General features: G+C 54.4%; 13 protein-coding genes. 8 read left to right on the forward strand and 5 right to left on the reverse strand.

Going from position 1 to position 21,851, the window contains the following annotated elements; genetic code table 11:
- Positions 1-33 precede the first annotated feature (33 nt).
- The 6 genes from SPI6313_RS01320 to SPI6313_RS01345 all read left to right on the forward strand — a co-directional run bounded on the left by SPI6313_RS01320 (position 34) and on the right by SPI6313_RS01345 (position 8,086).
- Positions 34-1,227 carry an RNA-guided endonuclease InsQ/TnpB family protein gene (locus tag SPI6313_RS01320; RefSeq protein WP_139276430.1) on the forward strand — a complete coding sequence of 398 codons (1,194 nt, stop codon included), beginning with the start codon at positions 34-36 and terminating at the stop codon, positions 1,225-1,227.
- Between the two features lie 166 nt (positions 1,228-1,393).
- Positions 1,394-2,035 carry a hypothetical protein gene (locus tag SPI6313_RS01325; protein ID WP_072619373.1) on the forward strand — a complete coding sequence of 214 codons (642 nt, stop codon included), beginning with the start codon at positions 1,394-1,396 and terminating at the stop codon, positions 2,033-2,035.
- 115 nt (positions 2,036-2,150) lie between these two features.
- On the forward strand, positions 2,151-4,946 hold the full coding sequence (locus tag SPI6313_RS01330; RefSeq protein ID WP_139276432.1) for a cation-translocating P-type ATPase: 2,796 nt from the start codon (positions 2,151-2,153) through the stop codon (positions 4,944-4,946).
- Positions 4,947-5,003: 57 nt separating this feature from the next.
- Positions 5,004-5,807 carry a hypothetical protein gene (locus SPI6313_RS01335; protein WP_139276434.1) on the forward strand — a complete coding sequence of 268 codons (804 nt, stop codon included), beginning with the start codon at positions 5,004-5,006 and terminating at the stop codon, positions 5,805-5,807.
- A 125-nt stretch (positions 5,808-5,932) separates the two neighbouring features.
- Positions 5,933-6,916, forward strand: coding sequence for a porphobilinogen synthase (hemB, locus tag SPI6313_RS01340; RefSeq protein ID WP_072619375.1), 984 nt, complete (start codon positions 5,933-5,935; stop codon positions 6,914-6,916).
- 165 nt (positions 6,917-7,081) lie between these two features.
- Positions 7,082-8,086: a glycoside hydrolase family protein gene (locus tag SPI6313_RS01345; RefSeq protein WP_072619376.1), complete on the forward strand. Its 1,005-nt coding sequence runs from the start codon at positions 7,082-7,084 to the stop codon at positions 8,084-8,086.
- A gap of 35 nt (positions 8,087-8,121) precedes the next feature.
- Here SPI6313_RS01345 and SPI6313_RS22625 read toward each other — a convergent pair whose 3' ends face one another.
- The 5 genes from SPI6313_RS22625 to SPI6313_RS01370 all read right to left on the reverse strand — a co-directional run bounded on the left by SPI6313_RS22625 (position 8,122) and on the right by SPI6313_RS01370 (position 17,900).
- Positions 8,122-11,568 carry a DNA methyltransferase gene (locus tag SPI6313_RS22625; RefSeq protein ID WP_217650462.1) on the reverse strand — a complete coding sequence of 1,149 codons (3,447 nt, stop codon included), beginning with the start codon at positions 11,566-11,568 and terminating at the stop codon, positions 8,122-8,124.
- Between the two features lie 126 nt (positions 11,569-11,694).
- Entirely contained in the window at positions 11,695-14,064 is a 2,370-nt protein-coding gene (locus SPI6313_RS01355) for a DUF3769 domain-containing protein (protein ID WP_084668835.1), read from the reverse strand.
- 233 nt (positions 14,065-14,297) lie between these two features.
- Positions 14,298-14,414, reverse strand: coding sequence for a photosystem II reaction center protein I (locus tag SPI6313_RS01360; RefSeq protein WP_072619378.1), 117 nt, complete (start codon positions 14,412-14,414; stop codon positions 14,298-14,300).
- 135 nt (positions 14,415-14,549) lie between these two features.
- A complete protein-coding gene (locus SPI6313_RS01365) occupies positions 14,550-16,787 on the reverse strand; it encodes a putative bifunctional diguanylate cyclase/phosphodiesterase (RefSeq protein WP_084668836.1) in 2,238 nt (745 codons plus the stop codon).
- 90 nt (positions 16,788-16,877) lie between these two features.
- Positions 16,878-17,900, reverse strand: a complete 1,023-nt coding sequence (locus SPI6313_RS01370; RefSeq protein ID WP_072622943.1) for a Gfo/Idh/MocA family protein — start codon at positions 17,898-17,900, stop codon at positions 16,878-16,880.
- A 110-nt stretch (positions 17,901-18,010) separates the two neighbouring features.
- Between SPI6313_RS01370 and SPI6313_RS24640 the strand changes: the two genes are divergently transcribed.
- A complete protein-coding gene (locus tag SPI6313_RS24640) occupies positions 18,011-18,142 on the forward strand; it encodes a hypothetical protein (RefSeq protein WP_281248336.1) in 132 nt (43 codons plus the stop codon).
- Positions 18,143-19,268: 1,126 nt separating this feature from the next.
- Positions 19,269-21,821 carry a DUF3536 domain-containing protein gene (locus SPI6313_RS01375; protein WP_072619380.1) on the forward strand — a complete coding sequence of 851 codons (2,553 nt, stop codon included), beginning with the start codon at positions 19,269-19,271 and terminating at the stop codon, positions 21,819-21,821.
- The last annotated feature ends 30 nt before the right edge of the window (positions 21,822-21,851 follow it).

A 21,851-nucleotide genomic window follows, 5' to 3' on the forward strand; every position in this document is an offset into this window, starting at 1 on the left:
GCATTCTTACGCCAGATACGCTAGCACAAGGAAATGATTGTACTTGAGTTCAAAGCACGGGTAAAGCCTGACCAGGCTACCACTATAGACGACGCTATCCGGACATCTCAGTTTGTCCGTAATAAGGCGTTGCGCTATTGGATGGATAGCCAAGATGTCGGCAAATACGACCTTAGCAAGCTCTGCAAAGCGTTAGCTGAGGAGTTTCCCTTTGCTAAGAAACTCAACTCTATGTCCCGTCAAGCAGCAGCAGAACGGGCCTGGAGTTCCATCAGTCGCTTCTATGAGCATGGCAAGAAGGGTATTAAGCCCGTAGGATTTCCCAAGTTCAAGAAGCATTCCCGCTCGGTGGAATACAAAACCTCTGGCTGGAAACTACTGGGGCCGAAGCGCATCAAATTCACCGATGGCTTCGGGATTGGGGAATTGCGGTTGATCGGCACCTACGATCTGGCCCGCTATGACGAATCCCTAATTAAGCGGGTTCGTCTCGTTCGTCGTGCCGATGGCTACTATGTTCAGTTCTGCATCCAGGTTAATGTTCAGGTGCAGAGTGAGCCGAGTCAAAAAGCTGTTGGCCTCGACCTCGGTTTGCGCTATTTCATCACTGCCAGCGATGGCACTGTCGTTGAAACACCGCAGTTCTATCGCCAGGCCGAAAAGCGGTTAAACAGAGCCAATCGGCAGAAGTCCAGAAAGTACCGTAAGGGGATAAAACCACAGTCGAGGAACTATCACAAGGCCAGGAACCGATACGCCCGGAGGCATTTAAGGGTAAGTAGGCAACGTAATGAGTGGGCGAAGAGCATCGCCTACTGCGTCATCCAATCTAACGATTTGGTTGCCTATGTTGGCGAAGCCTGCACGAAGTGCATAGATTTGAATGTGAAAGGGTTGGTTCGCAATCGGCATCTGGCTAAGTCGATTAGTGATGCGGGATGGTCAACGTTTCGCTGTTGGTTGGAGTATTTTGGCAGGAAATATGGGAAGGTAACGGTGGCCGTTCCTCCCCACTATACGAGCCAGGATTGCTCAAACTGCGGCGAACGAGTCAATAAGGCACTCTCAGTCAGAACCCATCGCTGTCCGCATTGCGGCGATGAGGCTGACCGAGATGTGAATGCTGCCATCAACATCCTGCGCCTTGGACTCACTACCGTGGGGCACACGGGAAGTTATACGCTTGGGGAGATTGGGCCTCTGGCTGAGTTGGAGCAATCCTGCTGAGTTAAGTCCGGTCGATGAACCAAGAATCCCCGTCGCTGTCTTCGCGGGGAGTGTCAACCCCTCCTCACGGCATCAGACTCACCAGCGGCGTGATGTTTGGTTTGATTTGGTGCGATCGCATCCGTCCCTTTGCTTCAACACCGAACGTTCTAGGGTTATTTGGGCTATGACAAACAAACCGCGTTTTAAATATCAACTCGAACAGCAAAAGCAGGCCCAGTCCCAAGCTGCGCCCGCGGCCAAACCGCGCCCTGAAAAAGGAGGCCCCCTAAAGCTGGCCAACCCGAAAACCCCGCCAGCACCTCCTCCCCCCGAAGACTCCAAAAGCGGCTATCAAGCCGCCGTACCGATCACGGTCTACCGCCAACTGGCCGACGAACTCCAAACCCTCAAAGCCCAACTCCACCACCTCCAAGGCGAAAACCAACAACTCCACCAGCAAAACCAGGTGATGGGCCAGGCACTCCAGCAAATTGCCGGGAGCTTGCAGCCCTTCCAAACCCTGGCAGCACCTCCCGAACCCCCCTACACCCCCGAACCCCTCTACACCCCTGATCCTCCCGTCACATCGGAGGCGATGCCATCCCCCCATGATCCGGTCATGCCCGCCTTTTTTGAAGCCGATCCGGCCCTCGATGATCCCGTCGCCACGATTGCAGAACCCATGCGTCGCTCCCGTTCTGGCCAATCTTCGGCAGAAATGAGCGGGTGGCTGTTGTGGGTGGCCGTGATTTTGATGATCGCCACGGCCCTAGGAGGGGGATTTATTTTTGTAAGATCATTGTTATCAAATCCGACTCAAAACTAAACGGTGGGGGTGCGATCGCATCGAGAGTACCTCTAGAGTGCTCAACGGCCTCGCCCCCACCCCCCCTGCATCGTGCCCGCTGAACCTATCCTGCTCATTTTTCCTGTAAGCACCCGTGATCTCACCCAATTCATCCCTTCCCAATCCCCATCAGTCATGGCATAGTCACCCAGTTGCAGACACTCTGAACACCTTGCAGAGTGACCCAACGAAAGGCCTAACCTCCGCAGAAATTGAACGCCGTCGCCTCCATTACGGCAGCAATGAACTGGTGGAAACCGCCGGTCGCAGCCGCTGGGATATCTTAGTGGATCAATTCAGTAACGTCATGTTGCTGATGTTAATTGCCGTCGCCATCATTTCTGGGGTGCTGGATTTTATCTCCCTCCAGGATGGCACGAGTGAGGGATTGCCCTTCAAAGATACGATCGCCATCCTAGCGATCGTGGTACTCAACGGTCTGCTGGGCTATATCCAGGAAGTCCGCGCCGAGGCAGCCCTCGCCAGCTTGAAGCAGATGTCTTCACCCCAAGTGCGGGTGATCCGCAACGGCCAGACCCAAGAAGTGGAAGCCCATGAACTGGTGCCAGGGGATATTTTCCTAATGGAAGCCGGGGTGCAGTTGGCGGCGGATGGCCAATTGATCGAAATGAGCAATCTACAAATCCGGGAAGCCGCCTTAACCGGGGAATCCACCGCCGTGAATAAGCAGGTGGTGTTGGACTTGGACGAGAATACCCCCTTGGGCGATCGCCTCAACATGGTGTTTGGCGGTACAGAGGTGGTGCAAGGGCGTGGCAAAGCGATCGTCATTGCCACCGGGATGGACACCGAACTCGGCAAGATCGCCACCCTAATCCAAGGCGTGGAGAATGAACCCACCCCCCTCCAAAAACGGATGACCCAACTGGGGAATGTGCTCGTTACCAGTTCCCTGGTGTTGGTGGCTTTGGTGGTGGGCTTTGGCTTTATCCAAGCCGGTAACTTTAGCCGTCTCCAAGAACTGGTAGAGGTGTCCTTGAGTATGGCGGTGGCGGTGGTTCCCGAAGGTTTGCCAGCGGTGATCACGGTCACGTTAGCGATTGGGACGCAACGGATGGTAAAACGCCATGCCCTGATCCGGAAATTGCCCGCCGTGGAAACCCTCGGCAGCGTCAACACCATTTGCTCGGACAAAACCGGGACGCTGACCCAAAACAAAATGGTGGTGCAGATGGTGCAAACCCTGGGCAATCAATTACGAGTGACCGGGGAAGGTTACAGCCCCGACGGTAAATTCTTTGCCCAGGAAGCCCAGGTGGTGGCGACCAAAGCCTATTCCGAAATTCAAGGGGTTTTGGTGGCGGGGGTGCTCTGTAATGATGCCCTGTTGCAACAGGATGAAGCGGGAAACTGGGGGATTTTGGGCGACCCCACCGAGGGGGCATTGCTCACCTTGGCGGGGAAGGCGGGATTGTTTCAATCCCAATTGGATGAGGTGTTTGAGCGGGTGGATGAAATCCCGTTTTCCTCCGAGCGCAAACGGATGAGTGTGATCTGTTGCGATCGCAAAAAAACCGATGCCTATACCCTCTTCTGCAAAGGCTCCCCCGAACTGATCCTTAACTGCTGCGACTACTATCAATTCGGCGACCATGCCCACCGGATCACCGCCAAAGAACGGGACGAAGTCCTCCGCATGAACGCCGAAATGGCCAGCCAAGGCCTGCGGGTCTTAGGGTTTGGCTATCGTTTTCTCGACCACCTGCCCGCCGAGGGCGAAGGTGCGGAGCAGGGGATGGTGTGGCTGGGACTGGTGGGGATGCTCGATGCGCCCCGCCCGGAAGTGGCCGAAGCCGTGCGCCGCTGTAAGGCTGCGGGCATTCGCACGATCATGATTACTGGAGATCATCAACTGACGGCCAGTGCGATCGCCCAGCGTCTCGGCATTGCCGAGGCCAACAGTCACGTCCTCACGGGTCAAACCCTCGAAGCCATGTCCCAAGCGGATCTAGAACTGGAAGTCGAAGCCGTCAGTGTCTACGCCCGCGTTTCCCCTGAACATAAACTCCGCATCGTCAAAGCCCTGCAAAAGCGCGGTAAATTCATCGCCATGACCGGCGACGGGGTCAACGATGCCCCCGCCCTCAAACAGGCCGACATCGGCATCGCCATGGGCATCACCGGCACTGATGTCAGCAAAGAAGCCAGCGACATGATCCTGCTCGATGACAACTTTGCCACCATCGTCGCCGCCACCGAAGAAGGGCGCGTCGTCTATACCAATATTCGCCGCTTTATTAAATACATCCTCGGTAGTAACGTCGGCGAAGTAATCACCATTGCCGCCGCCCCCATTCTCGGCCTGTCCTCTGTGCCCCTCACCCCGCTGCAAATCCTCTGGATGAACCTCGTCACCGATGGTTTACCCGCCCTCGCCCTCGCTGTCGAACCCGCCGAACCCAATGTGATGCAGCGTCCCCCGTTTCATCCCAACGAGAGTATTTTTGCGCGGGGGTTGGGGTCGTATATTGTCCGGATTGGGATTGTCTTTGCGATTTTCTCGATTGTGCTGATGGTGTGGGCGTATGAAAACCATCCCGACAGTTGGCGGACGATGGTGTTTACCACCCTCTGTTTGGCACAAATGGGCCATGCCCTGGCGGCGCGATCGTATACCCAACTCACCATTGAAATGAATCCGTTTTCCAACGTGGCGCTGCTCGCGGCGGTGATTGGCACAACGGCGCTGCAACTGATGCTGGTGTATGTGCCCGTGCTCCGTAATTTCTTCGGGACGAGTGTGCTGACCCAAGAGGAACTGCTGATCTGTTTTGGGTTTAGTAGTTTGATGCTCCTCTGGGTGGAAGGGGAAAAGCTCTTTGTGCGCTTCTTCATGCAGCGACGGATGCGCCCAATGCGCCCCGAATAAGCGTTGGGGTGCGTCATCCGCGATCAGAGAGAAAACAATGTTCTGGGATACTAAATTATGATGCAGCAACCATGGATGATGACAGGTTTGATGGCCCTAGTCTTGTTGTTGAGCAGTTGTGGATCGAGCACCAATACCACAACGCCAGCGGGAGAGCCTGAGGCTGTCACAGAAGAACGTGTTGAAGACGATAGCGAAATCGCCGCGACCCCTGCCGAGACCCCAACCCTCACCCCGGAACAGGAGGCAGAAAACGCCGCCGAAGAAGCCGTGCTCCCTGAAGATCGTGGCTACCCTAGTATTGGCGCGATTACCGCAACCCAAAATGGTGATCTGATGTGCTACACGACGGTGATGGATCGTCAGGGGCAGGTGTTTGAGATTGGGGCGGGGTTTGAGATTTGCGATCGCAATGATGCCCTGATCAATCAAACCGTCCGCTTTGTCTACAGTGACGAAAATGTCGCCGACTGCGAAAGTGCCGAACCCTGCGGCAAAACCCGCGTTGAAACCCTGATCACCGATACGGTGATGTTGGGGGACAGTTGGCAGGTGTTGAGTAATGGTCAATGGACGGTGACGATCGGCCAGTTGGACAGTTGGGACGGGGTGAATGGGACGGGGGGCCTCACCTATTACGGCTGTGATACCCAAGGCAATTGCTTGGCCCTCGATGGGGGCGTGACGATCTGCCGCAATGGGATTTGTAATATGGCTTGGGAAAATGGCGACTATGCCTACACCCTCTCCACGGAATTGACGGAAAACGGGGACGCTCCCACCACGCTCTTAGTCTGGCAGGGGGAAGAGGAAATTCTCAACTCGCCCGGTTTGGAGTTGGTGGATTCCAGCGACTGGTAATCCCGACCCGGTTAAACGTTACAAAACGTTTCAAGCTGAGGCGATCGCAGCCGGGAAGGGATGCGATCGCCCTACACTGTTAACCTTAATGCGATCGAATTAACCAAATTTTTAAAAATTCTCCTATGTTTCCCACCCATCGCCCCCGCCGCCTGCGCCAAACCGACCCCCTCCGCCGGATGGTGCGCGAAAACACCCTCACCGCCGATGATCTCATCTATCCCCTCTTTGCCGTCCCCGGTGAGAGCATCGCCAACGAAGTCACCTCAATGCCGGGGGTCTATCAACTCTCCATCGACAAAATCGTCGAAGAAGCCAAAGAAGTGCGCGACCTGGGCATTCCCGCCGTCATCCTCTTCGGCATCCCCGACAGCAAAGACACCGAAGCCACCGGAGCTTGGCACGATTGCGGCATCGTCCAAAAAGCCGCCACCGCCATCAAAGAAGCCGTCCCAGATCTCACCGTGATCGCCGATACCTGCCTGTGCGAATACACCAGCCACGGCCATTGCGGCTATCTCGAAGTAGGCGACCTCACCGGCCGCGTCCTCAATGACCCCACCCTCGAACTCCTCAAAAAAACCGCCGTCTCCCAAGCCAAGGCCGGAGCCGATATTATCGCCCCGTCTGGGATGATGGATGGGTTTGTCACCGCCATTCGCCAAGGGTTAGACGAGGCGGGCTTTACCCAGATTCCGATCCTGTCCTACGCGGCTAAATATGCCTCGGCCTACTATGGCCCGTTCCGGGATGCCGCCGATTCGTCGCCGCAATTTGGCGATCGCCGCACCTACCAAATGGACCCCGCCAACGGTCGCGAAGCCCTCAAAGAAGTGGAACTCGACATCCAAGAAGGCGCAGATATGCTGATGGTCAAGCCCGCCCTGGCCTACATGGACATCATTTGGCGCGTTAAGGAAATGACGAATCTTCCCGTTGCTGCCTACAACGTTTCGGGGGAATATGCCATGGTCAAAGCCGCCGCCCTCAACGGCTGGGTGGATGAAGAGCGGATGGTGCTCGAAACCCTCACCAGCTTTAAACGCGCCGGGGCTGATTTGATTCTCACCTATCACGCCAAAGATGCCGTGCGCTGGCTGCGGGGCTAAGATTGCCGCGCCGCGATCGCCGGCTGCCCTCCTGACGGCTCAGGGTGGCGGCATGATTAGCCTTGAGCGTTCCTGATCACACCTCCCCCCCGATACCCCATCGTTCATCCGGTATGCTGATGCTCTATTGTGCGATCGCTGTCAACATGAGGGAGGGATAAGGGCGTGGCGTGGTTTCCGCTGAATCGGTATATTTGGGATTTTTGGTTTGCCTGGCAGGGGGAAACCTTGCATTTGTTCTATCTCCAGGCAGATCCGGCGGCCTGTGGGTACAATCCCGATCGCCGTCACGATCGCGCCACTGTCGGCCATGCGGTGCGGACGGCTTGGGGCTGGCACGCCCTCGCAGCACCGGCGTTAACCCCCCACCCTGCGCCCCACCGCTGGGATAATCTCGCGATTTGGACGGGGAGCATCATCCAACATCCCGAAACCGACACCTATTATTTTTTCTACACGAGCCGCTGCCGGGAAACAGAACCGCGCTGGACTCCCCACGGAGCGGAGCGATCGCAACAGATCGGCCTCGCCCTCTCGTCGGATTTGCACGAGTGGAAACGGTGGCAGGCGGAGCCGATCTTACCCAATCCGGGCACGGCGGGCGGGTTTGATGGCGTGGCGTGGCGTGATCCCGATGTGGTGCAGGGGGAAGCTGGGCAGTTTTATAGTTTCATCTGTGGGCGATCGCAATCCCTCACCGCTGGCGGTCGCATCGCCTATCACGTCAGCGATGACCTGATTCACTGGTCGGCCTCCCCCCAACTCCTCTACGAATCGACGGAATTTTATCAGATGGAAGTGCCCCAAGTGTTTTGGCGACGCGAGGGCAAGCAAAAACGGCTCTACGTGATCTTTTGTGCCCAAGCGGGGGATTGTGATCATTCCCGCTACGCTCGCCTCGGTGCGGCTCACTGCGTCACCGGAACCTATTACCTTCATTCCGATCCGGTTCCCCTCGATACCCTCACGTTCCCGCCCCTGCCCACCACGGCCCGCTGTCTCGCCCCCAACCTCTACGCGGGGAAACTCCTCAACCCCACCGCTGCCAACCCGCTCTTTTTCGGGTTCTACTGGGCGGATCAGGGGGGACATTTTGCCAATGGTCTGGCGGAACCCCAGGTCTGTCACTTCGCCCCGGACGGTGCGATCGCGCTTTCTGCTCTCGGTTGATTGCCTCTGTGCAACGCTTGGCTGCTTTTGAGTCTTTAAGCGACTGTGGCACTGTCGGCGGCGTGCCAAGCTTGGATGCCGTCGCTTTCGTGGGCAATCACAAGGCCGAACCATTCTAAGCGTTCGAGGTTTTGGGCGATCGCATCCAATCGTTTCTGTGTAATCTTGCCTTTGAATTGGGCGGCGATTTGGGGGGTTGTCCAGTGGCCGGGGGTGGTGCGGAGGAGGTCACGGATGGCGGTGAGTTGGTCTTTGGGTTGGGTGGGCCATTTTTGGGGTTCGGTGGGTGGGGTGGGGGTTTCGGTTTGCAGGCCTTGGAGTTCGGTTTGTTGGCTTTGGGGTTGGTGGGGGGCTTGGTAGTCGGGGCGGAGCCAGCGGATGAGGCCGTTGCGTTCTTCTTGGGCGCGTTGGGTGTTGAGTTGGACGAGGTTTTCGAGGATTTGTTCGTTGGTGATGGTTTGGGGCCAGCCGTAGGCATCGAGGACGGCGGTGTCTAGGTCGTCGTGGATTTGTTTGAGGGTGGAGACGAGGGCGCGATCGTTGTATTCGCGGTCTTGGTCGGTGAAGGGTTGTCCGGCGCGGAGTTTTTCGAGGAGGTTATACATTCCGGTGATGGTGATGTCGGGATGGGCGGCTTGGACGTTTTTTCGATGGGTGTCGAGCCGTTCGCCCAATTCGCGGATTTTCTGTTTTTGTTCTGGGGTTGGATCGGGGAAAGGGAAGGGATCAAAACAAACTGTTTTGTTATACCGAGGTGTATTGCCACCTAAATTTCCACCTGTTTCAAGTGCCCAACATACATGAGTATGACTTGAGAGAATGCCCAGAAAATATCCATCCTCCAGGGCAATAGTCACAATCATATTATCAGGTAATATTTGTCCATCAAGGAACACAAATACTCTATGTTTTGTGGTTTCAGGTGTTGCAATATAACGCCTCAATTCCTTCAGTGCATCTCGCGTTTTGATCGCATTTTCACCAAATAACCACCAGTTATCTTTTCTACTTTTACGTTCATTCACATCACGTTCTGGCTTTACCTCTTGAAGCACTTTTTGAAAAGGATGGCTGTATTTTGAGGCTTCAAGTATATCTAGACCATAAAAGTCAATCACATATAAATCTCTAGAATTTCTAACCAAATCTTTACCATTTAAATACGGTCTAACAATAGTTTTTGAATATTGTCTACCCCATTCATTAAATTGCTCTTTTGTTAAACAAAAGCCCGCACCATGTAGACATACTCCCCTACCAGTCAGTAGGTTATTGCTTTTTAATTTGCTGGCTTTTATTATGTTAACTCCAGAACGAAGATTAGCTAGAATTTCACTAACATTGTTCCAATTTATTTTGATTTTATCAGCTTGGATCTCTGGGGTTTCAGATTCAACCTCAAAAAATACTGAACCAATACTTGCAAAATTTTTTAAATCTGGTTTATTAATTTCGGCAACAGTCATTGAAATACGTACAGCCGCTTCTCCATCCACCCAAGGATGATCGGGAATAACAAATATTAATCGAATAGACTTCTTTGAATTCAAATGAGATTCAATGACTTTTCTTTGCCATACTTGACAAATACTATTTGTTGTAATAAAACCAAATCTATTTAATTTAGATTCCTTTAATAAGCTTGCTGCTTTGTGCCACCAATACATTACATAATCGACAGTTTCGGATACATCTTTATAGGTGAATCGGAGGATTTCTGTATATCCATCTCCTAGTCTTTCTCGCATATAAAAGTTCCCAATAAATGGCGGATTTCCAAGGATATAATCCGCTTCCGGCCATTCTGCTGGGCGAGGATTCAAATACTTATAAATCACTACCTGATCAGAGGGATCAGGGACATTTTCCCCCGTCACCGGATGCACCATCATCCGCCCACCCCACCGCGTCCTCACCTCCCCCGTCTTCCGATCAATATCCGGCTCCACCCCGTCATAAGCCAAAATCGCATCCCGACATTCAATATTGCCAAACGCCTGCAACACCGGCTCCGGCGGCTCCGTATTCCCAAACCGCTTAAAAAACCACTGCAAATAACCAATCCAAATCACCAACTCCGCGATCGCCGCCGCCCTCGGATTAATCTCAATCCCCAAAAACTGATGGGGCCGCACCTGCGCCAACAAATCCAACTGCACCTCCCCCACCACATCCTCCAACCGCTTCAACACCTCCTGCTCCAACCCCTTCAACAAATCCAACGCCACATAAAGGAAATTCCCCGTCCCACAAGCCGGGTCAAGAATCCGAATCCCCCGCAAATTCCCCAGAAACCCCTCAATACACAGCCCCGCCTGCTTCCGCTTCGCCGCCGTCGGCTCCACCCTCCCCACCGCAGGCTCCAACAACCGCTGCACCTCAAACTCCACCTCATCCCACGCCCCACGTAACGGCTCCATCACCACCGGCCGCACCAACCGCTCCACATACGATCGCGGCGTATAATGCGCCCCCAATCGGCTGCGCTCCCGCTTCTCCAACGCCCGCTCCAACAACGTCCCAAAAATCGCCGGCTCCACCTGACTCCAATCCTTCGCCGCCGCCGCGTAGAGAATTTCTAACTGCGCCTTGGGTAAATCAAACGCTACAGCCTCCTCAAAAAACGACCCATTAAACCGCAAAACCCGCTCAAACCCAAAACTCCCCCCCGTATTCATCGTCTGCCAAAGCTGCTCAATCTCCGCCTTAAACCGCGACGGGTTCGGAATCCAGCGATCGCGCAACGCCACCGTAAACACCTCCCCCTTCAACAGCCCCACATCCTCCGCAAACATCGTAAAAATACAGCGCATCAAAAAATTAGCCGTCGCCTCCGCCTCATAGCCCTGCTCCTCCAACCACCGCGACAACTTCGCCAACTCCGCCGCCACCTCCCGCGTCACCCGCGCCCGATATTTCGCTGGGTTGAGGGATTGCGGATCGGTGAAAATTTTAACGAAGCGATCGAACACCTCCGGCTGGGCCAGGTCTGCTAAATTGACCCGTTGCCGCGCCCCATAACTGCCATACTCCCCACTAAACCCCTCCCACACCTCAAAATGTGACCCAAGATCACACACGATCAAAAACGGCGGCAAATCCCCCAAGGTGCGATTGTAGGCGTAGGTTCTCGCCTGATTAAACGCCTTGTGGAGATTGTCGTGATAGACCTTTGTGCCGCGCTTGCCGTGTCCTTTGCTTGAGGAATCACTACCCTGTTTTGCCTCGATTAAAAAACAGCCTTCTTTATAAAAATCTGCAAACCGCGTCGTTTCCGCTTTCTCGCTACTGTAAAACTTGATATCTTTGTCAAAACAATAGGGATCACCCGCGATCGCGCCCTTCGGCGGCGGACTCTCCACCCCCAACGCCACGCACAGATCCCCGAAAAAGGTTTGATAGTTGGCCCGCTCATTGCCTTCGGAGCCGAGCCATTTCTCTAAAAAGATCTGAATCCGGTCTTGATCGGTGCTGTTCATCATCTCTGCGACTGGCCGTGATGTGTATCGACTTAACGCACCATGCTACCGTGCTGCCTGATTTCCCTCGGTTAATGTAACGAAACATTTGAAAAGATCTGGGTATGAGAAGAACAAATAGACTATCTCTTATGGATTTGTGATGCCTTGGTTCACCGATCGCACCCCACTGCCGCCAAAGGGTTCGCCGTAGCCACTCCAGTTAAAGTCTCCAATCTTGATCTGAAATGCTCCTAAACCCACCACGGGGTTGAATTGGATGGAGATATTGTAGGTGCGGCGGCTATATTCCAGGCTGTAGTTGGTGCTGATTTCTTGATTGGTGTCGAGGTTGATGGCGGATTGAATCCCGATGCGGAAGGGGCCGTAGATTTGCTGAGTGATGCCAAAGGAGAGGGTTTTGGAATCGGCGATCCGATCGAAGAGGAAGGGGGATTGATTATCAAAAACGGTTTGGCCATAGCCGAGGTTAAAGCCGGTGTAGTCAAACCAGGGGCGGGAAAAATGCCCAAATTGACCTTGGAGGCTGACACTGCCACTGATCGACTGTTGGCGATCGCCATTACTATAAAAACTTGACACCGCACTCAGGCCGGTACTCAAGCTCACAAAAGGCTGTACGGGGCGGTTGGTGTAGCGCAAACCTTCTTCGGGGGTGGGGGGTAAGGTGTCCCCTTGCCAGAGGGTGAAGCCCCGACCGAGGAAGGTGGCAGCTTGATAGCGGGTGAGGGTGATGCGGTTATTGCGGCGCACGGGCGCGAGGAGATCGGCGCGATCGCTGTCGGCATTAATGGTTTGAAATCCCCCTTGGTATCGCACCGTCACACCGCTATCACCGAGGACATAGGTGGGAGAGGTGAGGACGAGGCCGAGGCTACTTTGAACGGTTTGGAAACCGAGGGAGCCGTTGAAGAGGCGATCGCGATAGCTGTATTCCGCTGTGAGGCTGTGGGGTTTTTCGATCCAACCGATGAGGCGTTGGAGGCGCACACTGGCCCGCAGTTCCGTTTCCACCTTATCGAGATCCAAACTGGTTAAGGCCGCCGAACCCACCAAAGAGGTACGCGGATCAAAACGGGCCGTCAGTTGGCTTTTCACCCCAAAGGAATCCGGATCGGCAAACCCTTCGTCAAACACAGCCCGTTGGACTAAATATTGAGGCGTGACCGTCCAGCGCACGTTTTGCGTCTCCACCAGGGTAAACGACCGTTCAATGAACAACCCACCGCGATCGCCGTCATCAATGCCGATATTGAATAAACCGGGGCGCTGATCTTCCTGGCGGCGATCGAAAACGAGGCGACGCTGAAACGTGGGTAATGAAAATTTTTGGTCGAAGAAGATGCGGGAATTCGTGAGCAGCAGTTCATCCACGAGGGGAGAGAGGCGATTGAAGTCGGCTTTTTCGGCGCGAATTTCCAATTCTGGGGGCGAAAACGGGTCATTGGTAATCCGAATATTGGTCGCTTCCCAGCCTTGGGAGTCAAAATCAACGCGATCGGCTTCAAACCGAAATCGATCCACATTCCCCGTTACCCCCGGAATCGCCCCGATCGCACCGGACAAAGTCCCACTCGTTGCACCGGATAGGCCCCCGACGGTAAATTCATAGCCTTCGACGGGAACCACATCTTGGATCGGCTGCTGTTGCACGAGGCGATCGCTCAACGGCCGTTCCGGTAAGCCCACCGCCGTTTCGCGGGAAATATCCCAATCTCGCGCCGAGGTGGTTTGATAAATTTCCCCCCGCGCCTCGTAGATCACCCCTTCATCCTGCACCAGTTGATATTCAAAACTGTCGCCCCGAAACACCTGCTGGCCCCGCCGCATCGCAATATTGCCATCCCCCACGGCCACCCGATTGGTTAAGTTGACCCGGACGCGATCGCCCGTCAACACCCCCCGCGCAAACCGAACAATCACATTTCCCGTCGCCGTCACGATCTGCCGAACTTGGTCATAGTCTTGATGATCCGCGTTGATTTCCACCACATCGAGGGGGTTGGGGGTCGGTTGTGGATCGGTGGGAATGGTGAGTTCCAGCTCTGGTGTCGCTGCGTCGGGATCTGCGTCAGGGTTTTCGTTCGGATCGGTGCTAGAGTCCGGATCGGTGGCGGGATCAGCCTCAAGCTCCGGATCGGGGGGAGCTTCTGGAGCGGTGATCTCAAATTCGCGCACCGTGCCATCTTGGGTTTGCACCCGGAGTTGGCGGGGCGGAGAAGGCGGGAGGACTGGGGTTGAAATGCCGACGGACATGGGTTGACCGAGAGCACTGGATTGGGCGTAGGGGGTGGAAAATGATTCTAGCGGGACGGCTTGGGGAGTGGCAGCACTGAGGTCAGGGGGGCTAAAGGTGGGCGGGGTAATTTCGGGGACGGCGGGCTGAATCTGGGTTGCGTGGCCCGTTGCTGCGCTGAATAATCCAACGGGTTCTGTCACCTCTGCGGGCGCGACATGGGGAGATGGGGGAACGTGGGGAGGCACGCTAGGCTGAGGCATAACGATTTGCAGATGACCGAACAGGAAAACGTTTGAAATATTTCATTCGCCAGGGTTCTACGACTTGTGGCGATCGCAAAAGGTTGCTAACCCCTGCTCAGTAATTCCAGCTTTAGAATCAAGGAATCCGGTGACTTTCCGTAGCCAGGGCCCAGTCTGGCACAGAGGAGAACGGGGGCAAAGGTGATTCCCTTGTCCCCGTAATCAATAGCGTGAACACCAAACGTGATGGTTTATTCCATGTTGTTGCGGCTCGGAGTCCGGGAGGGATCACCCGATAGGAACCCAAAGACAAAGAGGCTCACAAAGGATGCCACCACGAGAGAAACAACAATTTTAAGGGTCAGCATGGATCAATACTCCTAAAATGAGGGCTGCAAGGCATGGTTACCTGGCAAAACGTTAAAAAATGACGACAAATGTAACCATATTCTACAGGAATTAGGCCCGAGGCTGGGCGGGTTTGGCGGGAGGGAGCGATGGACTCAGGGATGATGTTGGGTGATTAAGGGCAGCACCCCGGCCGCCGGAACCGGTTCCGCAAATAGATAGCCCTGGCCATAGATGCAATGGAGCGATCGCAGCATGTCCAACTGGGCTGTGGTTTCAATCCCTTCCGCAATCACATTAATCTTCAAACTTTGGGCCAAGGCGATGATAATGCGGATAATTTCGAGGCTATCGGCATTGTCGAGCATCGTATTCACAAAGGATGCATCAATTTTCAGGGTGTCGATGGGGAGATTGTGGAGATGTTGCAGGCAAGAATAACCAGTGCCGAAGTCATCCACGGCGAGTTTGACATCGAGATTTTGGAGTTGATCGAGGATGTTGTTTGTGGCGGTTTGGTGCTCGAACAGAATTTGCTCGGTGACTTCGAGTTTGAGGCTACCGCGTTTGAGTCGATTGCTGAGGGTGACTTGGCGGAGGCGATCGCGAAACCCAAACTGATTCAGCAACGCCCCCGACACATTCACCGTCAACACCAGCGGCGTTGCCCCTGTCCAATGCTGTTGCCATTGGCCCAATTGCCGACAGGCTTCTCCCAACACCCACCAATCAATCAACCCCATCAGTCCGGTTTCTTCGGCCACGGGAATAAACCGACTCGGCGTAATCCAACCCAGATCGGGATGTTCCCAGCGCATCAAGGCCTCAAACCCGACTAATTGTGCTGAGGCAATGTTGAAGATGGGTTGATAGAACACCACAAAGTCTTGTTTTTTAATCGCTTGGCGCAGTTGAGCTTCGAGGGAGAAGCGAGCGATCGCATCTTCTGACATGCGCGGCTCAAAAATGGCATGGTTCGCCTGGTGATAAAAGCGAGCATAATTCATCGCCGTATCCGCCGCTTGCAGCACGTCTTCCGCGTCTTGTTGGGTGCGCTCTGGGGTGTCGATAATCGCAATCCCGATCATGACACTGGAAAATAATTCTTGACTGTCAACTTCGAGGGGTTGATTCAATTGTTGGTGAATATATTCTGCGATCGCCGTCGCATCCAGCGTCGTATGTAAATTCGTCAACACCAACGCCAAGGAATGATCCCCCACCCGCGCCACCGGATCGGCCAAATTCAAACAAGTGCTCAACCGTTCCGCCGTCGCCACCATCATCTGTTCCGCCCAGTCATGGCCGAGGCTATACTTCACCGCATTAAAGCGTTCCAACTCCAAAAAGAACACCGTAAAAAAGCCCGTATTCCCCGATTGGCAAGCGCTTAAATGACCGTGAAGCTGCTCTAGAAACCAGGCCTTATTCGGTAACTGAGTCACCGGATCGGTGTAGGCATAGGCATGGAGTTGCGCTTCTAGGTGTTTACGCTCCGTGATATCTTGCACCAAACTCATCGCTTGGCTGATCGTGCCGTGGGTGTCATAGAGGGGAGCCAGAGAGGTGAGAAAGGTGCGTTGATCCAGGGTTAATTCTGTGGTTAAGGATTCCCCCGCCAAGGCGCGGCGATAGAGGGGTTCGAGTTGTTCACAGGCTGCGGCAGAAAAAGCCTCGGCAAGGGTACAGCCTTCAATTTGGCTTTGATCAATGGGGAGGCGATCGAGGGTGGTGCCAGCGGCGAAGGTATAGCGCAATTGCGGATCGATAAGCAAGACGGCACTGCTAGGCACTTGATTCGCCAGCGTCCGATATTGCACCTTCTGATCTTGGAGTGCCAAAACCGCATTTTGTTGGGGGGTCATATCCTGCACAATGGTGAGGCGGGCATTGCGGTTTTGATAGGTGCAATCAATGTGGGTCAAATCGACGGTAAGTTCTGTGCCGTCTTGAGTGCGATGGGTGATCGGGTTGGTGGTGGAACGAGAAGCGTCTGAGGTGAGCAAATCCCACAGGGTTAACTGCAAAAATTCGGCGCGGCTGTAGCCGTAGGTGTCGATCGCGGCTTGATTCACGGCTAAAAATTCTTGACTGCGTGCGTCACAGACCCATACGGGGCAGGGATTAGCCGCAAAGAGGTGTTCAATATAATCGCTTTGTTGGGTGAGGGCTAGAGTCCAACGGCGCAAGACACCATAGGCGAGACCGCCACTGAGCCAGATCGCACCCCAGCCAAAGCTCAGATGCAGCCACGCCATCGCGGGCGGGATTTGGAAAACTTGGTTCGCGATCGCCCCGACTCCGGTCACTAATCCTGTGCCAATGCCAAGGTATGCCCCAATCAGGCGGAGCAGAGGGCGAGAGTGAGGGTCACGAAACTGGAGCATACTCATGGGTGGCACAGTAGCAGTTTCATTATCGTACGTTTGCGGGATGATGGCTGTACTGGATTGCACGGGACAGGGTTGGGGGTGGGGATGGTGTTATTGTTCCGTGGATTGGTACGCTACGGGTTGGGGGGTTCCCCCCTGAGTCAGGGATTGACTGAGGGCGGTTAGGGTGGCAACCAACTGCTGCGCCATTTGGCCAGAGGCGGCGGGGTCGGGGGTTTGGGTGTGGATGCTGTTGAGGAAGCGATCGCACACCATCGCCAACGGTTCACCGGGGAGCACAGGAACGCTCTCCGTAGCCAGATCCAAGGGCGGAAACTGAGCAGCAGCCGGCCCCACATGACCCCGCTGCACGATTAACGGCTGCTCCCGCTGCATCTCATCAAAAATGAGGACACCGCGATCGCCCACCAACACCGACCGCCGCTGCTTATCCGGATTCGCCCAACAAAACTGTAACTGCACTCTTACCCCCGTGGGATAGGTTAAGGTCGCCCACACCTGATCCCAGATTCCCGGCTGTAGCCAACCCTGACCCACCCCCTGCACGACTTCCGGCCGTTGCCCCAGCCAATGGTTAAAAATCGCCAGATCATGAATCGCTAAATCCCACAACACATCCACATCCTGCCGCACGGGCCCTAAATGGGTTCGCGCCCCATAACCATAACGTAGTGTCCCTAACTGCTGCGATCGCACCACCTCCCCCCCCGCCAACACCGCCGGATTAAAAAGATAAGTATGGTCAATAAATAACTGCTTGCCCTGGCGTTGGGCGAGGGCGATCAGGGTCGCGCAGTCCTGGGGGTCAAGGGTGAGGGGCTTTTCTGCGAGGACATGGTAGCCCCGTTGAAGGGCGGTGGTAATTAGGGCGTAATGGGTCGTGGCGGGTGTGGCGATCGCCACAGCATCCAGCGTTACATGATCCGGCAGATCCTCCCAACGATCCACAAGCCACAGGTTTCCATCGAGATTAAACGCAGCTTGACAAGCCTCCCGGTGTTCCCGGTGGGGATCAATCACCGCCACCAGATGGGCATCGGGATGGTGGGCAAAGGTGCGAATAAAATGGCGACCCCAGCGGCCAGCCCCGAAAACAGCGATCGCAATAGACATCTCTCCTCCTGCATTCCCAACAATCTGGCTAGGCAAATCTTGAAACCCCGCAATGATCACCCCCCTAGGGGCTTCACTCTCCCCTACGCTATCATCATCGAGGTTAGCCCATGGAACCCAGCACAATCATGGATTCTGAATTCCTGTCCCCCGCCACCCCCTGGCTCGATCAACTGGCGATGCTCGCCTATCTCGGCTTTGCGGTAGTGATTGCTTGGCAAGTGTTTACCCGGTCGAAGTGAGCCGCTAAAATGATAATTTACCGTGGGGTGAGTTAGGCGGCTTAAACTACCGCCATCACTGCAATTCAGCAATCCACCGTAACCCACCGCTTAACCTGTGTCGGAACACAAGCAGCGGGCAAGATGCCCACACTCCTTAAATCCTTCGCTATGACTGGAGTGGGAGCGTCTCGCTCCCTAGCTGTTCAATCGCGTCTCACTCCCTAGCTGTTCAATCGCGTCTCACTCCCTAGCTGTTCAATCGCGTCTCACTTCCTAGCTGTTCAATCGCGTCTCACTCCCTAGCTGTTCAATCGTGTCTCGCTCCCTAGCTGTTCAATCGCGTCTCACTCCCTAGCTGTTCAATCGCGTCTCACTCCCTAGCTGTTCAATCGCGTCTCGCTCCCTAGCTGTTCAATCGCGTCTCGCTCCCTAGTGTTGTTGATCGATCCCCCAGCAGGAGAACCTCGCCCCACAGACCATCAAACCGGCAGGAACCTAATCGGTGAATCTGTCAATGTAACGATTTACAACGTTACCTAATCCTGACACAAATGCCCCGATTCTTCGCCCTGATCCCCACCAATCCGATGGGCAATAACACTCCCAACATTCCGTGTAGTCTTGTTTTGGTGCGATTTCAATCGTCACGAAACACAATGTAAAAAAAATCATCAGTTCGTTAAGAAATTGATAAATTTTCCAGCATTGTTTATCTTTGCGCTTCACTAGAGAAAAGCACGACGCGGCAGAATCCCTCACGTTATAGACATTCAGCGATCGCGATCTGGCTACCCACGACGCTCATCATTATCCCTAAAAATCTTGCTGCAACCCTTGGCCCATCAGGCATTTTTTGACTTCTCTCCGATCAGCCATGCACGATCCTGCACCCTTAACTTTTTTGCTGGCGAGTCACAACGGCTTACCGCTTGTTCAGAAATCATCATGCACAGATTCAGAAGCCCCTCGCCCCATGGGAGAGGGGTTTGGGGTGAGGGTAATGCGTGAACAAGCGGTAATCATGCAGAATCAGCCCCAACGTTGTCCCACTATTTTTAATACGTTGATCAATTCACCCTAGGGTTTAACCCTGCTGCTCTCTTTGCACCTTATTTTCCTTCTTTGATCTCAGCTTAATCCTTTTATGACTACCCAATTAATGTCTGATTCCTCTTCCACCCAAGCCACCGAAACACAGAATGCCGTGGCCACGGGAGTTTATATCACCATTCACGGACATTTTTATCAACCGCCCCGCGAAAATCCCTATTTAAATGTTATTGAACGTCAGCCCAGTGCCTACCCATTCCATGATTGGAATGAGCGCATTTTATATGAATGCTATCGCCCCAATGTGTTCTCACGGATTTTGAACCATCAGGGGGAAGTGGTCAGTATTGTTAATAACTTTGAATATATGAGTTTCAATGTGGGGCCGACCTTGATGTCGTGGTTGGCAAAACATGATGAGGAAGTGTATCAGGGGATTATTGAGGCCGATCGCAAGAGTGCAGAACGGTTAAACGGCCATGGCAATGCGATCGCCCAAGTCTTTAACCACATCATCATGCCCCTCGCCAATGAGCGAGATAAATACACCCAAATTCGCTGGGGCAAAGCGGATTTTCGGGCCCATTTTGGCCGTGACCCCGAAGGGATGTGGCTCGCCGAAACAGCGGTGGACTATCCCACCCTCGAAGCCCTGGCCAACGAGGATATTCGCTTCATTATTCTCGCCCCCTCCCAGGCCGAACGCTGCCGTCCGATTCCCACGGACAACAACCCTGATCCGGATTGGTTGGCCGTGGGTGGCGGTCAAGTTGACCCGACGCGCCCCTATCGCTGTTTTCTGCCCAACGGCAAGCACATTGATATCTTTTTCTACGATGGCCCGATCTCGAAAGGCATGGGCTTTGATGATGTGCTGAGTAGTTCGCAAAATCTCGCCGATCGCTTTGGTCAGGCGGTGCGCATTGACGATCGCCCCTCCCAATTGATTTGCGTGGCCACCGACGGCGAAACCTTTGGCCACCACAAAGGCGGCACGGAAAAATGCCTCAGCTATGCTTTTACCCAAGAGTTTGCCCAGCGTCAATGGCAGGTGACCAATGTGGCCCATTATCTGAGCATTTGCCCGCCGACCTGGGAAGTGGTGCTCAAGCCGGTGACGGCCTGGAGTTGTATGCATGGGGTGGATCGCTGGCAGAGCGATTGCGGCTGTGGAGGCGGTGGCACTTGGCAGCAAAAATGGCGGCGACCGTTGCGGGATAGTTTGAATTGGCTGCGCGATCGCCTCGCGGACGTTTACGAAACCCACGCCCGAAAATACCTCCATGATCCCTGGCTCGCACGGGATGAATATATTCAGGTGATGCACAATCGCACCCCGGAAAATACGGTGCATTTTCTCTACCGCCATCAACAGCACCCCCTCACGGAGTCTGAACAGGTGGACACCCTCTGTCTGTTGGAAATGCAACACCAGGCGTTATTGATGTTCACCAGTTGTGGCTGGTTCTTTGATGAATTGTCGCGGCCCGAAGGGGTGCAGATTTTGCGCTATGCGGCGCGGGCGATTGAATTGGCCGGAGAGGTGGCAGGGATTCAGCTTGAGGCGGAATTCCGCGATCGCCTCCGCGCCGCCCCAAGCAATGTGGAACAGTTCCGCGATGGAGGACGGGTCTATGATGAGTTAGTGGTCTCCTCCCGGATTACCTTTGAACGAGTGGCGGCCCATTATGCGATCACCTCCCTCTTTAGCCGCTACAACACCGAAGATCGCGTCTATTGCTACGAAGCCACCCAACTGGAATACGCCAAGCAACGGATCGGGACGCAAACCCTCGCCTTGGGTCATTTGCAACTGGTGTCAGAAATTACCCGCGAATGCAAGGAGTTTACCTTTGCGGTGCTGCACCTCGGCGGCTGGGATTTCCACTGCTGTATTCAGCCCTTTATCGGTCGTCTGGCCTACGCTCAACTCAAAGAAACTCTGTTTAATTCGATTCAGCAGGCCAGCGTGTCGCAGACCATGTTTAGCATGATGCGGGTGTTTGGCGATCGCATCTTTAGCCTCGAAACCCTCTTCGCCGAAGAACGTCAATGGATCATCCAAAAAATCGCCGACAAGAGCAAAACCACCCTCAACCAACTCTATAGCCAAGCCTACCGCGACAATTACAGCATTGTCCGCGCCTTCCACCGGGAAGAATTGCCCGTCCCCCAAGAACTCCAGGTAGCAGCAGATATTGCCCTGTCCCACCGCTGCTTACAACTGCTCAGTGAGTTGGACACTTGCGAGGATTGCACCGAAAAAGAAAGCCTCTTAGCAGAGCTAGACAGCACGGTGACTGAAGCCCACAGTATGCGCAGCACCCTCACCCTACCGGGGGCAAAGCAACTGCTAGAAGCCCTGATTTTACGGTCATTACAGGCGCTCTTGTTTAGTAATGCGTCGGACTCGGTGATCGAAGATCAACACCACATTGCCAAGCTGATCGATGTGGGCGATCGCCTTGAGGTGGGGCTGTCCCTCGATCGGGCTCAGGAACTGTATTTCCGCTGCTTCCACGAGGTGATCGTGCCCCAATGTGTGGAAACCGAATCCGGCTTAACCTGTCCCTGGGATGATTCCCAAATGCCGCTGCTGCTCGATCTCGGTAAACGTTTAGCGGTGGATGTTTCGACGCTGCTCTAAGCATTGAAGGATCGCAGAGCCACCCAATCG

This window comes from Spirulina major PCC 6313 (genome assembly GCF_001890765.1).
Taxonomy (GTDB): Bacteria; Cyanobacteriota; Cyanobacteriia; order Cyanobacteriales; family Spirulinaceae; genus Spirulina; species Spirulina major.